Origin of the sequence: Streptomyces sp. NPDC002884 (genome assembly GCF_040295245.1) — a bacterium.
GTDB lineage: Bacteria > Actinomycetota > Actinomycetes > Streptomycetales > Streptomycetaceae > Streptomyces.
Genome location: NZ_JBEOVB010000054.1, coordinates 19,919 through 33,018, shown reverse-complemented (window position 1 = coordinate 33,018; position 13,100 = coordinate 19,919). Strand labels below are relative to the sequence as shown.

Below are 13,100 nucleotides of genomic sequence, written 5' to 3'. Positions count from 1 at the left end.
CGAAGAGCGAGAAGCCCCCGTACACCGTCGTCATCCCGCCGCCGAACGTCACGGGCAGCCGGATGGGGTCAGACGCTGGTCGAGTTCTTCGTGTGGGCCGGAGTGACCGCTGCGGATCCGTGCGCGGACGTCGGTTCGGGTCCGCTTTCGCTGAGGCCGTACCGCAGGTGGAGCCTGTGCAGGAAACCTGGTGCGTACCAGGCCGTGTGCCCGAGCAGACGCATCGCGGCGGGGACGAGCACGCCGCGGACGGCGAGGGCGTCGAGGAGGACGGCCAGTCCGCTGCCGAGGCCGAACATCTGCATGAAGCTGAGTTCGGCCGTACCGAAGGCGAAGAAGCTCACGGCGAGCAGGAAGGCGGCCGCGCTGACGATACGCCCGGTGTGGCCCAGACCGTTGACCACGGCGGTCTCGTTGTCCGCTCCCTGGTCGTGGAGTTCCTTGATCCTGCTGGTGACGAAGACCTCGTAGTCCATCGAGAGGCCGAAGGCTATGCAGAACATCAGCACGGTCATCGACACCTCCATCGGCTGCGCGGTGAAGCCGAGCGGTGAGGAGAGGTGGCCGTCCTGGAAGATCCAGGTCATCACACCGAGGGTGGCTCCCAGGCTGATCAGGTTGAGGAACAGTGCGCGCAGCGGCTGCACGACGCTGCCGGTGAAGAGGAAGAGCAGCAGGAAGGTGGTGAGGGCGACCAGTGCCACGGCCAGCGGGAGCCGGTCGGCGATGGATTCCTTGGCGTCGACGAGCACCGCGTCCGTGCCCCCGACCAGAGGATGTGCCCCCGAGGGTGGCGTGACGGAGCGCACCTGCCCGACCAGGCTCTGGGCCGCGTCCGACTTGGGCGTCAGGCTGCTCACCACGCTGATCCGCTGCGCGTCGGACCGGCCGAGGGCGGGATTCGCCGGACCGGTCGCCGCCGGCCGGCCCTCGGTGTAGGTTCCCGCGCTGGTCTCGACCCGCACGACACCCTTGAGCGCGGACAGCCGGGCCGCGTACGACGCCAGCGGCGTCTCGTCCACGGGCCGGTCGATGGCGATGTGCAGGGCGGAGTCCTCGCTGCCGGCGAACTTCTCTCGCAGTACCTGTGAGACCTGCCGGCTCTCGGCGTCCTTGGGCAACACGCGTTCGTCCGGCGTGCCGAAGGTGATGTTCAGCAGCGGGCTCGCCGCGAACAGCAGCACGGCGAGGACGGGCAGCGCGGTGAGCGCCGGCCGCCGCATGACGGTGCGCGCCAACCGTCCCCACAGAGGCACCCGGGCGTCGGTGCGCCGCCGCTTCGCCCAGGGCAGCCGGCCACTGTTGACCCGGTGCCCCAGCACCTTCAGCAGAGCCGGCATCACGAACAGGCTGCTGAGGGCGGCGATGGCGACGACACCGACCCCGGCGAAACCGAACGAGCGCAGGAAGTGCTGCGGGAAGACCAGGAGTGCCGCGAGCGCCGCAGCCACCGTCGCGGCGGAGAAGGCGACGGTACGGCCTGCGGTGTGCACCGTTCGCCGGACGGCGTCGTCCACGCTCGCCCCGGCCGCGAGCTGTTCCCGGAAGCGGCTGACCATCAGAAGGGCGTAGTCGATGCCGAGTCCGAGGCCCAGGGCGGTCGTGAGGTTGGTGGCGGTGTCGGCGACCTCGGTGACGCTGCCGAGCAGGAAGAGCTGGGCGAACGAACCGATGATGGCGATGACCGCGATGGCCAGCGGCAGCAGGGCGGCGATCACGCTGCCGAAGACGAACAGGAGCAGGGCGAGGGTCAGCGGTATGGCGATCGCTTCGGCGAGGATCAGATCGTCGACCACCTGGTTCGACAGGTCGGCGCCCACGGCGGCGCCTCCTCCGGCCCGGACGACCAGGCTGCTCTCGTAGGTGCCGCTGTAGATGTCGAGGATCTCGCGGGCGTTCTCCCGCTGTTCCGTGCTGTCGCCTCGCACATGGGCGAGCACCAGGGCCTCGCGGCCGTCCTCGGAGCGCAGTTCGGGGCTGTTCGTCTCCCAGTACGAGATGACGTTGCCGAGCCGCCGCTCCTTCTTGAGGTCGGTCACCAGGGCTCGGCCGCTCTCCCGGGAGGCGGGGGTGTCGATGCGGCCGTCGGGGGAGCGGACCAGCAGGACGAGGTTGGTCTCGCCGCCGAACTTCTCGTCGATGACCTCCGCGGCTCGGGTGGACGGGGAGGCGGGATCGTCGAAGCCGCCTCCGAGCAGCTTGTCGAAGGCGTTGGCGGCCCCCACGCCCATGAGGGCTACGGCCAGGACGGCGACCACCAGAACCAGCCGGGACCGGCGGATCGCTAATTCGGCCATACGTTCGAACACGAGATGATCTCCTCAAATCCTTCTGCAAAGCCAGGGGTTGTCGGTCCGGAAGTCCGGAAGGGGGCCTGCACACATGCGGCGGCAGAGCCCCTTCGCCCCGTCGGAGGGGGCGTGGTGCCGCGCTCTTCGTCGCCGAGCACGACGCTAGTGAGACCGCGAGGTTTTTAGTAGGGGAAGATTTACCTGACACTGTCAAGTAAATCTGTCGGAGTGAAACTTTCTGACACTCCGCCGGATCCGCCTAGGATCGCCGCATGTCCGCAGACGAGTTCGCGACGGTCCTGCCATCCCTGCGTGAGCGACGGCGGGCCGTGGCCGTCCAGGAGATCGTGGACGCCGCCGAGAGTCACTTGGCCGAGCACGGACTGCACGCCCTGTCCCTGAGAGCGGTCGCCCGCAGCCTCGGCATGACCGTGCAAGCCCTCTACCACTACTTTCCGAGCCGGGACGCCCTCGTCACGGCTCTCGTCGCCAAGGCCTACGAGGACCTGGCCGACGCCGTGACGGCAGCCGTCGGCACGGCGGCTGAGGCCGGCGAACCCGCCGCGCCGCGCTTCATGGCCGGCGTCGAGTGCTATCGCCGATGGGCCATCACCCACGTCGAACGGTTCCAACTGCTCTACGGGTCGCCGCTCCGCCATTACGAGGCGCCTGCCGAAGGCCCGACCACTCGGGCGATGCGCCGGATGAGCGAGGTCTTCCAGCGCGAGATGTTCGACGGGTTCACCACCGCCCAACTGGCCGCGGCCGACACCGGGATGCTCTCGCCGGCTCTCCGCTCGCATCTGGAACTCGTGTTTCCGCACGGCCCGGAAACGCTGCCTGCACCTGCGACCGCTCTCCTCCTCAGCGCGTGGGGACACATGCACGGCCTGGTCGTCCTGGAAGCCTTCGGGCACACGTCCTTCGTCGGCGAACACCAGGCCGAGATCTTCCGGACGGCGATGCGAGCGCTGCTCGAGGACACTCATCGCCGGATCCCGGCACCGCCCATGGAGACAGCTGCTGCGCGGTGACAGGAGGCGCCCGGATCGCCGGCTGCGCGCGGGCGGCACGGCGAGCACCTGCCGGGTCACCTGCTGGGCGCCTGCCGGGCACGCTCCGTCCTCGCGTGCGTCGGCTGTCTCAGCGGGAGCCGGCCGCCGGGGCGGGAAGGGAACCGGCGGTGTGTTCCGCGAGCGGCACGGTGTGTCCGGTGATCACGGCGTCCAGGATGGCCGGGCGAACTCTCCCGTCGAGAGGCCGTGCGAGGCAGGATCCCTCCGTGGACGCAGACATGGCAGCGGGATGGATCGGTCTGGTCGGAGCCTCGGTCGGCGCCGCCGGCGCTCTGCTCGGCGGGTGGTTCCAACAGCGGTGGCAGGTGCGTTCGGCTCGCGAGGAACGGCAGGAGGGGTACTCCAGGAAGGCCGGAGAGACGGCCTTGGACGCCCTCGTCCAGATGCAGCAGGCCGTGTTCGCCTACGTACGTGATCATTCCGGTGAGGACGGAGCCGGCCACAAGGCCGAGGTCGTGGACCAGGTCGCGGGCCTTGCCCACGTGGCGAGATCCCAGATCATGCTGATCACGAACGCCGCGGAAACACGCGACCGGCTGAACGAGGTGTTACGGGTACTCATCGACTACACGGCCGCGCAAGGCCGGCCTCGATGGAAGGCCCACAACGCGTGGTTCCTCGGCGCCTCTCAGGAGGGTGCGGACCTCCTCTCCGCCTTCATGAGGGACGAACCGATCCCTGAGAGGAGTGAGGGCTTCGTCAAGCAGATGAGCCATTGCGGCCAGGACGGCCGGTGAAGTGCCGGCTGAGGGGGTTCTCCTCCTGCTACCCGTCGGGCCGACCGGCCTCACCCGGTGACGCACCGGTCGTTCACCGACAGGGCGGGCGCCTGCCGCGGGTTGTCGGACGCCGCGGGACCAGTGCGGGTGGGGCGTCGGTCTCGGTGAGCGCGACCAGAACGGTGTGATCGGGGGAGAGGGAACAGGCCGGGTCGGTGCGGGAAGCGTCGCCTGTCAGGGCGTGGGCCTGACACCGGCAGCCGCCGAAGTCCTCGGTACGACGCTCACAGGTACGGCAGGGAGAGGGCATCCAGGCGGTGCCGCGGTAGGCGTTGAAAGCCGGGGATTCCTCCCAGATCCAGCGCAACGACCGTTCGGCGACGTTCGGCGGGTCCAGGCCGGGGAGAGCTGCCGCGGCCGGGCAGGGAAGCACCGTTCCGTCAGGCGTGACGGTGAGCGATACCGCACCCCAGCCGCCCATGCAGGGCTTGGGCGCGCCGGAGAAGTAGTCGGGTACCACCCAGGTGATCTCCGGAGTGCCGTCCAGGCGCTTTCGCCAGCGTTCCACGGCTTCGGTGGCTGCCTCGAGTTGTTCCCGTCGCGGCATGAGCGCGGCGCGGTTGAGCAGGCCCCAGCCGTAGAACTGGGTGTTGGCCAGTTCGACGCGGTCCGCCTGCCAGGCGACCGCGAGTTCCATGAGGTCGTCCACGGCGTCGAGGTTGTGCCGGTGCAGGACGACGTTGATGCCGAGGGGGAGGTCTCGCTCCTTCACCAGGAGGGCTGCCGCCCGCTTGGCGTCGAAGGACCGCCGGCCGGCGATCTCGTCGGATCGTCCAGGGTCGGCGTGCTGGACGGACAACTGCACACTGTGCAGGCCGGCGCCCACCAAGGCGTCGAGCCGTTCCGCGGACAGCCCGTCGCCGCTGGTCACCAGCTGTGTGTACAGGCCGGCGCCCACCGCGGCCCTCGTGATGTCCTCCAGGTCCCGGCGCAGCAGGGGTTCGCCGCCGGAGAGGTGGGTGTGCAGCACGCCCAGTTCGGCCGCCTGCCGGAAGACGTCCGCCCACTGTGACGCGCTCAGTTCCTGTGAACGCCGGGTCAGTTCAAGGGGGTTGGAGCAGTATCCGCAACGCAGGGGACAGGCGTGGGTGAGTTCGGAGAGCAGGGCATAGGGCGGAGGGGGAGTGGTCATCGCAGGCAGCCTTCCGCGCGCAGCCGGTGCAGGAACGAGGAGACCTCGTCGCGTACGCGGGCTTCGTCGGCGCCGGCCGAGAGCAGGCCGGCCACTTCGTCGACGGTCCGGCTGCCGTCGCACAGCTCGAGCACGGCCCGCCCCGAGCCGTGCAGGACCACGACGCGTTCGGGCAGCAGCAGAACGTCGGTTCCCCGCGTCCGGTCGTGGCGCAGCACCGCGGCTTTGAGGACACTGGGCCGCCAGGACTGGTCGCCTCTCATCGAGGGGTCACCTCCCGCGTGGCTCCCTGGACGCTGTCGAGGAGGCTCCACAGAACGTCGCACTTGAAGGACAGGGCGGCAAGCGCCCGGTCCTGCTGGTCGCGGGTCACTGCCCACTCCTTGACCCACGACAGGGCCTCGCTCCCGTCACGGCGTCCCTGCGGGACGCGATCCCGGAAGTAGGAGAGACCGTCGTCGTCGATCCACGGATAGTGCAGCGGAAAGGTCTCCAGGCGGGTCAGCATGATGGACGGCGCGCACAGCTCGGTCAGCGATGACGCCACGGCCTCGAGTGCGCTGTTGTTGCGGCAGAAGTTGACGTAGCCGTCGACGGCCAGTCGGGCACCGGGCAGAAGGCGCCGTTGGGCGAGCAGTTCGCGCCGGTCGAGGCCCACGGCTTCGCCCAGGCGGAGCCACCTCTCGATCCCGCCGTCCCGGCCTGCCACGCCGTCGTGGTCCTGGATGCGCCGGATCCAGGAGCGGCGCATTGCGGGCAGTTCGAGTTTGGCCAGGATATGGGCGTCCTTGACGGGGATGTTCCACTGGTAGTAGAAGCGGTTGGCCACCCAGGTCCGCAGTTCGTCGGGACTCAGTTCACCCCGGTGCATCCGCTGGTTGAAGGGGTGGTGGTCGTGGTACCGGGCGGTGGCAAGGTCGCGCAGCCGGTTCTCCAGCTGGTCCTCGCTCCACGCGCTTGGATCCGGGTCGGCGCGGTGTGCCGGAGCCGGGACGGTCGTCTCGAACGCGGTCGTGGTCACAGTGACACCACCATCCTGTCCTCAGCCACGCGCAGTCCGAGGCCGGCGAGGCGTCTGTGTGCGGCTGCTTCGGGGTCTGCCAGCGGGTTGGTGTTGTTGAGGTGGGTGTAGTAGACCTGCGCGCCGACGTGTTGCAGGCGGACGGCGGTGCCTTCGGGCCCCTCGATGGGCAGGTGTCCCATCTCGGACGCCGTGCGTCGGGAGATGCCGGCGCCACGCGGCTCGTCCTCGTCCAGGAAGGTGCCGTCGAGAAGGACGCAGTCCGCCAGCGCGATCTGCGCGTCCAGGAGGTCGCTCCAGGCGGCGACCGCCGGCGCGTACAGGGCGCTCGCTCCGGTCACCGGATCGCGCATCTGCAAGGCCGTGCTCCAGGCGGGGTGGGTGGGTTCGTCGGCCGCGTAACGGGGGCGTTTGTCCGACAGAGGCACTGCGCTCACTTCCAGGCCCGCGATCTCGGCCGGTTGCCCGGTGCCGGCGAGCGGGAGGTCGTGCCAGGTGAGCGCGGTGTAGGGGGAAAGGACGTCGGTGAGGGGCAGACGTGCGGTCAGTGCCTTCCGAACGGGCTCCGTGCACCACACGTCGATACGGGCGGCCTCTCGAAGCCGCAGCAGCCCCAGGGTGTGGTCCAGTTCGGCATCGGTGAGGACGACCCGCACCACGGGCGTGCGTTCCTGTCCTGCCCCGGGCCGCAGGCCGGGGTGACCTTCGAGCTGTTCGGCGACATCCGGTGTGGCGTTGACGAGGAACCAGGCGCCCGGGTCCGTGCCGTGGACGGCCAGGCCGTCGTGGAGGCGGCGGCGATCGGGGTGCCGGCGTGCCCCGGCGCAGCCGGGGCACGCGCAGTTCCACTGGGGGAGGCCGCCACCGGCTGCTGTCCCGAGTACGCGCAGCAGCACGGCGGACGCCTACTTCTCGCGCAGCGAGTAGGCGGTGACCTCCAGCGCGGTGTCGACCACCGTGAAGTCGGGGGTCCGCCAGCTGACTCGGGGCTGCTCGGGCTGCGGGGGACGGTGCTGGAGCTGCGGTTCGTTGTGCATGGTGACCTTGCCCTTCGTGGTGGATGAGGCGGTGCTCGCGGAGTTCGGGCCCCGCGCGGCCCCGTGGCCGCCGAGAGATCGGCGGCGGCCACACGTCATTTGCAGAACGGTTCCTTGCCCATGGCCGACTCGATGCCGCCGAGGATCAGCTTCTGGAACTCGGCAGCTCCCGGGAAGGAACCGTCGGTGCTGAAGTCCTTGGCATCGTGTCCGAGCGTGGTGAGCCAGGCACGGCCGCCGTCGTAGTACTGGCACCAGGCGACCGGATGGTTCGCTCCGTGCCCGGGATGGTGGTAGTTGCCTGTCACACCCTTGGTCAGCGTGCTCTCGTCGACGTCGGCCAGGACACGGACCCGGGTGGGAGCGGGGACGAGGTTGTACCACTCGTCGGAGAAGGACCACCGGGAGGGCAGCGACTTGGTGGAGACGTCCTTGCGGTTCACGGTGCGCACCGTGCCGGACTGTTCGGGGCCGTGGTCGTAGAAGTTGGCGTTGCCCAGAAGGCCTTCGTACCAGGGCCAGTTGTACTCGGTGCCGAAGGCGTTGTGGATGCCGACGAAGCCGCCGCCGCCGCGGACGTACTGGCGCAGTGAGGTCTGCGCCGCGTCGTCGAGGGCGTCGCGGCTCGTGGAGTAGAAGATGACGGCGTTGTACTTGAACAGGGTGGCGGGCGAAGCGAGTTGGGTGACGTCCTCGGTGTAGTCCACCTGGAAGCCGTTGTCCGCGCCCATCTTCACCAGAGCCTTCTGGACGACGTTGGCATCGGTGACCGTGGGGTTCAGCCCGGCAGACAGCGCGGGGCCGAGGTCGGCGTGGCGGGGGCCGGCCGTCCTGGTGTAGAGCAGGACCTTGAAGCCCTTGGAGGCATCGAAGTTGCCCCAGTCGTGGTAGCAGCGGGCGTCCACGCCACGGCACACGCCGTAGTCGGGGTCGCCCAGCTCCTGGGCGCCCTGGCCCACGCGCCCCTGGGCCACGCTGAGGGTGCCGGTCGCCACGAGGGCGATGGTGATGCCGAGAGTGCCGGCAGCGCTGGTCAGGGCCGCATGCAGGGGCCGGATGCGCCGTCCTGTTCTGGATGCTGACGTCATGGAGTCGTCCTTACCGCGTCGGAACGGGAGCAGAATGAGGTGGGATGCACGGGAGCAGCGCGCAGCGCTCGCTGCCGGATGGCGGAGCGGGAGGTGGCGCGGATGGTGGAGCCGGGAGGCGGAGCGGGAGGGCGCCGAAGGAGCCGGCGGCCGCGAGACGCAGCGGTCCGGCGACGGGATGCGGCTGTCGTCCTGTGGACGACCACGGGCCGTTCCTCGTGTGCTCCGCTGCGCGCGGTGCCGGTCGGGCTCCGGGCAAGAACGCCGTGGTGTCGGCTACTTGACGACGATCTTGCCGGTGTTCTGCGGGGCGACCGGGTCGTTGTAGAAGAACTCGCCGGGGGTGTCGAAGGTGTAGGTGTAGGACTGACCCGGCATCAGCAGACCGGTGTCGAACTCGGCCTCGAAGAAGGAGACCGCGCCGTGCGCGGACCTGTTGTCGGCCGGATTGACGAAAGTGACGGCGGTGCCCTGGGCGATGCTCAGGTGCTGTGGGGACATGGCGTTCTGGGCCACGAGGTTCTCGGTGGTGCCCGGAGCGCTCTTCGTGCTGTCCCAGATGCGGCCCAGGGTGACGGTGTTGTCGGCGGTGGCGCCGGTGACGGCGGCGCTGCGGATCTGGTTGCGCTTGGACGGCGGGACGGGTGCTGCGGCGGGCTTGACGGTGCCACCGAGCTTGAAGGCCCACAGATGGTCGCCCTTGGGAATGTCCGGGTAGGGCAGCCCGTTGCCGCCGGCGAGTACCGCAACGTACTGCTCGCCGTCGATCTCGTAGGTCAGGGGGCTCGTGTTGACGCCCGCTCCGCACTGCCAGGTCCACAGCTCGCTGCCGTCCCGGTCGTCCAGAGCGGTGAGGACGCCGTCGGGCCGGCCCTGGAAGAGGACACCGCCGGCGGTGCTGAGGATGCCGTTGCCGTGGGCGAGGGACCAGTCGCCCTCCTGGCGCCAGGTGACGGTGTTGGTGCGCGGGTCGACGGCGGCGAGGCCGCCGGCGAAGTACTCGCCGAGCGGGCGGGCGGTGTTGACGCGTCCGCCGTGGGTGTTGGAGTAGGCCGAGTTGATCAGGCCGTAGCCGACGTAGACCAGGCCGGTGCGGTGGCTGAAGGACGGGAAGGACCAGTCGGCGCCGCCGCCGGCGCCGGGGAAGATGATGGTGGCGCGGTCCCAGTGCGCCTCGAAGAGGCCGCCTGTGGGGTAGAACGGCACCGGCCGCGTGGCCTTGTCGAGGCGGGGCTCGGTCTCGACGAACGGCTCGCCGCCCGGGAAGGGCTGGGTGGGTGAGGTCTTCTGCGCGGCGTGCTGCGGTACGGGCCGCTCCTCCATGCCGTGGACGGGTTCGCCGGTCGCACGGTCGAGGATGTAGTACATGCCGGTCTTGCTGCCGTAGACGACGACTCGCTGCTTCCTTCCCTTGACCAGGATGTCGGCGAGGACCGGGGACATGACGCCGTCGTAGTCCCAGATGTCGTGGTGGACGGACTGGAAGTGCCAGCGCCGTTTCCCGGTCTTGGCGTCGATGGCCACGAGGCAGTTGGCGAAGAGGTTGTCGCCGCCCCGGGTGGAGCCGTCGGTGCGGGGATAGGGGTTGCCGAACGTCCAGTAGACGATGCCCAGTTCAGGGTCGACGGCGGGGTGGATCCAGCACACCGCGCCGCCGGTCTTCCAGGAGTCGGCCTCCCAGGTGTCGTGCCCGTACTCGCCGGGCCCGGGGGTTCCCCAGAAGGTCCAGGTGACTTCCCCGGTGGAGGCGTCCAGCGCGTAGGCGCGTCCCCTGGCGCCGGCGGTACTGCCCTGGGTGCCGATGTAGACCAGCCCGTCCCAGTAGACGGCGGCACCGGCCAGTCCGCCCTTGCTGCCCCCGCACTGACCCGAGGCGGGATCGCAGTTCGGGTCTCCCTGGTCCTCGACGAGCAGTTCACGCGTCCAGACGACCGCACCCGTCTTCTGGTCGAGGGCGTAGACCTTGTTGTCGCCGGAGATCGTGAAGGCCAGGCCCCTGCCGAGGGCGAGGCCGCGCATGTTCGTGGTTTCGGTGCCGATGCCGGTCTTCCACTTCACCCTGCCGGTGCGGCCGTCGACGGCGAACACGTTCTGCTGGGTGGTGGCGAGGTAGAGGATGCCGTCCTGGGCGATGACGGCGCACTGCTGGTGGGTGGCGGTGGAGCCGTTCTCGAGGTTGATGTGCCAGGCGCCGCCCAGCTTGCGGACGTTGGCGGCGTTGATCTTGTCGAGTGAGGAGTGGTTCTGGTTTCCGAGATTGCCGCCGGCCTTGGGGAAGTTCTTGCCGGTGGCGGCGTGGGCCTGGGCGGGGACCGGCCGCGCCAGGGTGTCCGCGGCGGCCGTCGCAGTGGTCGAGTTGAGGAGGGCGACGGTGGTGGCCGTTCCGGCGGCTGTCGAGGTGAGGAAACTGCGTCTGTCCATGGTCCCTCTTTCGTGACGGGTGCCTGATGGACTCGCCGGTTGCGGGCCTGGCGGGTCCCAGGAGGGGGGAGGGAGAGGCGAGGCGGATCATGGTCCGCTGTACGGTTCGTATGGTCCGTACTGTGGTTGCCGATTGGCGGAAAGCAACGTTAGGGATGTGGCCGGGATGTGACAAGAGGTGCGACGCGGATTGTTCACGCGTCTTCGGCTCGGGGCAGCCGGGCCGGCAGCACGTTGCGGGGGACGGGGCCCTTGTTGCGTCGGCCCTGTCCGCTCTCCTCCCAGGCGTGGGCGAGGATGCCCACGGAGCGGCTGAGAACGAACAGGCCGCGGGCGAGAGGGGCGGCGAAGCCCAGTTCGGCGTAGATGACGGCTGTCGCCCCGTCGATGTTCATGGGGACCGGCCGGGCGCCGGCCCGGCGCCGTCGCAGGGCGGCCTCCACGGCGAGGGCCGCCTGCAGGAAGTCGCCGCCGACGACATCGTCCGTCACCGCCTGCTGGACCAGGTTCAGCAGGGGGTCGCGCCGGGGGTCGACGGGGTGGAAACGGTGCCCGAATCCCGGGAGGTAGCGCGAGCGGCTCTGCCAGTCGGCCATGACGTCCCGGGCCGCGTCGTGCCAGCTTCGGCCCGAGGAATGCAGGACGCGGATGTCGGTGAGCATCTCCACGCATTGCTGACCCGCTCCGCCGTGGGCGTCGCCGAGCATGTTGACCCCGGTGGCGATCGCGTTGTTCAGTCCGACGCCACAGGTCGCCGCCATGCGGGCGGCGGCGATGGACGGCGCCTGGGGGCCGTGGTCGACTCCGGCGACCAACGCGGCTTCCAGCAGCAGGGATTCGCGCGGAGAGGGCATCGTGCCGCGCAGCATCAACCAGATGACGTCCACCAGGCTCACCTTGCCGATGAGTTCCTGGACCGGCCGGTCACGGAGCTCGATGCTGCCGGGCTCGATGTGGCTGACCGCCGTGGCCCACCACAGGGCGGCTTCGTCCTGGGGGGTGTTCATGAGGCGGCTGCCTCCCCGGCGGTGGCGGTGGCGGCCGCGGCGGACCAGCGCTGGGCGAGAGCCCGGCGCTCATGGTTGTGCTCGCCCAGCAGGGGCGGGGGAGCGGGAGGGGAGAACGCCTCTCCGTCGAACAGCACTCCGTTGCCCACCACGCGCAGCGGCTGCCCGGATCGTCCGGGATGGCTCAGCTCGGTGACGAAGCGGCGATGGGCGAGTTGAGGCTGGTCCAGGGCCTGGGGCACCGTCAGTACCCGGGCCGCGGGCACACCGGCGGTGTTCAGTTCGCGTTCCCAGTCCGCGGCCGGGCGGGTGGCCAGAGCCCGGTTCAGCTCGGTGTCGAGCTCGGCTCGGTGGATCTTGCGCTGCTCACGCTCGCTGAAACGGATGTCCGTGATCAGTTCGGGGACGCCCGCCAGCCGGCACAGCGTCTCGAACTGGCGCTGCTGATTGGCGGCGATGTTGAGCGGGCCGTCCAGGGCCCGGAAGGTGCCGGAGGGGGCCGCTGTCGGGTTCTGGTCGCCCAGGGGCTCCGGCGGGATCCCGCTCACCAGGTAGTTGGAGACGGCCCAGCCCATGGTGGACAAGGACGCCTCCAGCATCGAGACGTCGAGTCTGCTGCCCGTCCCGGTGCGCTCCCGGTGCAGCAGCGCGGTGCTGATCGCGAAGGCCGCCATCAGCCCTCCCGTGGTGTCGCAGACCGGGAAGCCGATGCGCTGGGGCGCGGTGTCCTTGGTGCCGGTGACGCTCATCATGCCGGTCAGGCCCTGGACGATCTGGTCGTAGGCGGGGGCATCGCTCATCGGGCCGGTGTGCCCGAAGCCGGAGATGGAGCAGTAGACGAGGCGTTCGTTGAGCTGGGCGAGGCGTTCGGCGCCGTAGCCCATCCGCTCCAGCACGCCCGCCCGGAAGTTCTCCAGCAACACGTCGGCACCGGCGAGGAGATCGTCGAAAAGGGCGCGGTCCGCCGTGTCCTTCAGGTCGAGTTCGAGTGACTTCTTGCCCGCGTTCTGTGCGAGGAACGACGCCCCGACACCCTCGCGGTTGAGCAGGGGATCGGGGCCGAGACTGCGGGCGAGGTCTCCCTGACCCGGGCGTTCGATCTTGACCACCTCGGCGCCCATGAGCATCAGCTGATAGCTGCAATAGGGCCCGGCGAGCACGTTCGTGAGATCCAGAACGCGTATTCCGTCAAGCGGGCGAACGTGCATACGACGTCTCCTTCCAGCGGCGCCGACACGGCGCCGCCGT

At 69.7% G+C, this 13,100-nt stretch carries 12 protein-coding genes; 2 read left to right on the top strand and 10 right to left on the bottom strand.

Annotated features, from left to right (window positions below):
* Positions 1–68: 68 nt before the first annotated feature.
* Entirely contained in the window at positions 69–2,309 is a 2,241-nt protein-coding gene (locus ABT070_RS43460) for an MMPL family transporter (RefSeq protein ID WP_351768544.1), read from the bottom strand.
* Between the two features lie 254 nt (positions 2,310–2,563).
* Here ABT070_RS43460 and ABT070_RS43455 point away from each other — a divergent pair, with 254 nt between their 5' ends.
* Positions 2,564–3,325 (top strand): TetR/AcrR family transcriptional regulator, encoded by a 762-nt coding sequence (locus tag ABT070_RS43455; RefSeq protein ID WP_351768542.1) that lies wholly within the window; start codon positions 2,564–2,566, stop codon positions 3,323–3,325.
* Positions 3,326–3,573: 248 nt separating this feature from the next.
* Positions 3,574–4,104: a hypothetical protein gene (locus ABT070_RS43450; RefSeq protein WP_351768540.1), complete on the top strand. Its 531-nt coding sequence runs from the start codon at positions 3,574–3,576 to the stop codon at positions 4,102–4,104.
* Positions 4,105–4,177: 73 nt separating this feature from the next.
* On the opposite strand, the gene pqqE is transcribed toward ABT070_RS43450, so the two are convergent.
* The 9 genes from pqqE to ABT070_RS43405 all read right to left on the bottom strand — a co-directional run bounded on the left by pqqE (position 4,178) and on the right by ABT070_RS43405 (position 13,060).
* Positions 4,178–5,278, bottom strand: a complete 1,101-nt coding sequence (gene pqqE / locus ABT070_RS43445) for a pyrroloquinoline quinone biosynthesis protein PqqE (RefSeq protein ID WP_351768538.1) — start codon at positions 5,276–5,278, stop codon at positions 4,178–4,180.
* The gene (gene pqqD, locus ABT070_RS43440; protein WP_351768536.1) at positions 5,275–5,541 is read right to left on the bottom strand and encodes a pyrroloquinoline quinone biosynthesis peptide chaperone PqqD; all 267 of its coding nucleotides are present in this window, start codon (positions 5,539–5,541) and stop codon (positions 5,275–5,277) included. The genes pqqE and pqqD overlap by 4 nt, the downstream gene beginning before the upstream one ends.
* A complete protein-coding gene (gene pqqC, locus ABT070_RS43435) occupies positions 5,538–6,299 on the bottom strand; it encodes a pyrroloquinoline-quinone synthase PqqC (protein WP_451102342.1) in 762 nt (253 codons plus the stop codon). The genes pqqD and pqqC overlap by 4 nt, the downstream gene beginning before the upstream one ends.
* The gene (pqqB, locus tag ABT070_RS43430) at positions 6,296–7,195 is read right to left on the bottom strand and encodes a pyrroloquinoline quinone biosynthesis protein PqqB (protein WP_351768534.1); all 900 of its coding nucleotides are present in this window, start codon (positions 7,193–7,195) and stop codon (positions 6,296–6,298) included. Before pqqB ends, pqqC begins: the two co-directional genes overlap by 4 nt.
* 9 nt (positions 7,196–7,204) lie before the next feature.
* Positions 7,205–7,336, bottom strand: coding sequence for a pyrroloquinoline quinone precursor peptide PqqA (gene pqqA / locus ABT070_RS46360; protein WP_451102361.1), 132 nt, complete (start codon positions 7,334–7,336; stop codon positions 7,205–7,207).
* A 95-nt stretch (positions 7,337–7,431) separates the two neighbouring features.
* Complete coding sequence (locus ABT070_RS43420) at positions 7,432–8,424, bottom strand: ThuA domain-containing protein (protein WP_351768532.1); 993 nt, start codon at positions 8,422–8,424, stop codon at positions 7,432–7,434.
* A gap of 276 nt (positions 8,425–8,700) precedes the next feature.
* Positions 8,701–10,845, bottom strand: coding sequence for an outer membrane protein assembly factor BamB family protein (locus tag ABT070_RS43415; RefSeq protein WP_351768530.1), 2,145 nt, complete (start codon positions 10,843–10,845; stop codon positions 8,701–8,703).
* 194 nt (positions 10,846–11,039) lie between these two features.
* Positions 11,040–11,852, bottom strand: coding sequence for a citryl-CoA lyase (locus ABT070_RS43410; protein WP_351768528.1), 813 nt, complete (start codon positions 11,850–11,852; stop codon positions 11,040–11,042).
* A complete protein-coding gene (locus tag ABT070_RS43405) occupies positions 11,849–13,060 on the bottom strand; it encodes a CaiB/BaiF CoA transferase family protein (RefSeq protein WP_351768526.1) in 1,212 nt (403 codons plus the stop codon). The genes ABT070_RS43410 and ABT070_RS43405 overlap by 4 nt, the downstream gene beginning before the upstream one ends.
* Positions 13,061–13,100 lie beyond the last annotated feature (40 nt).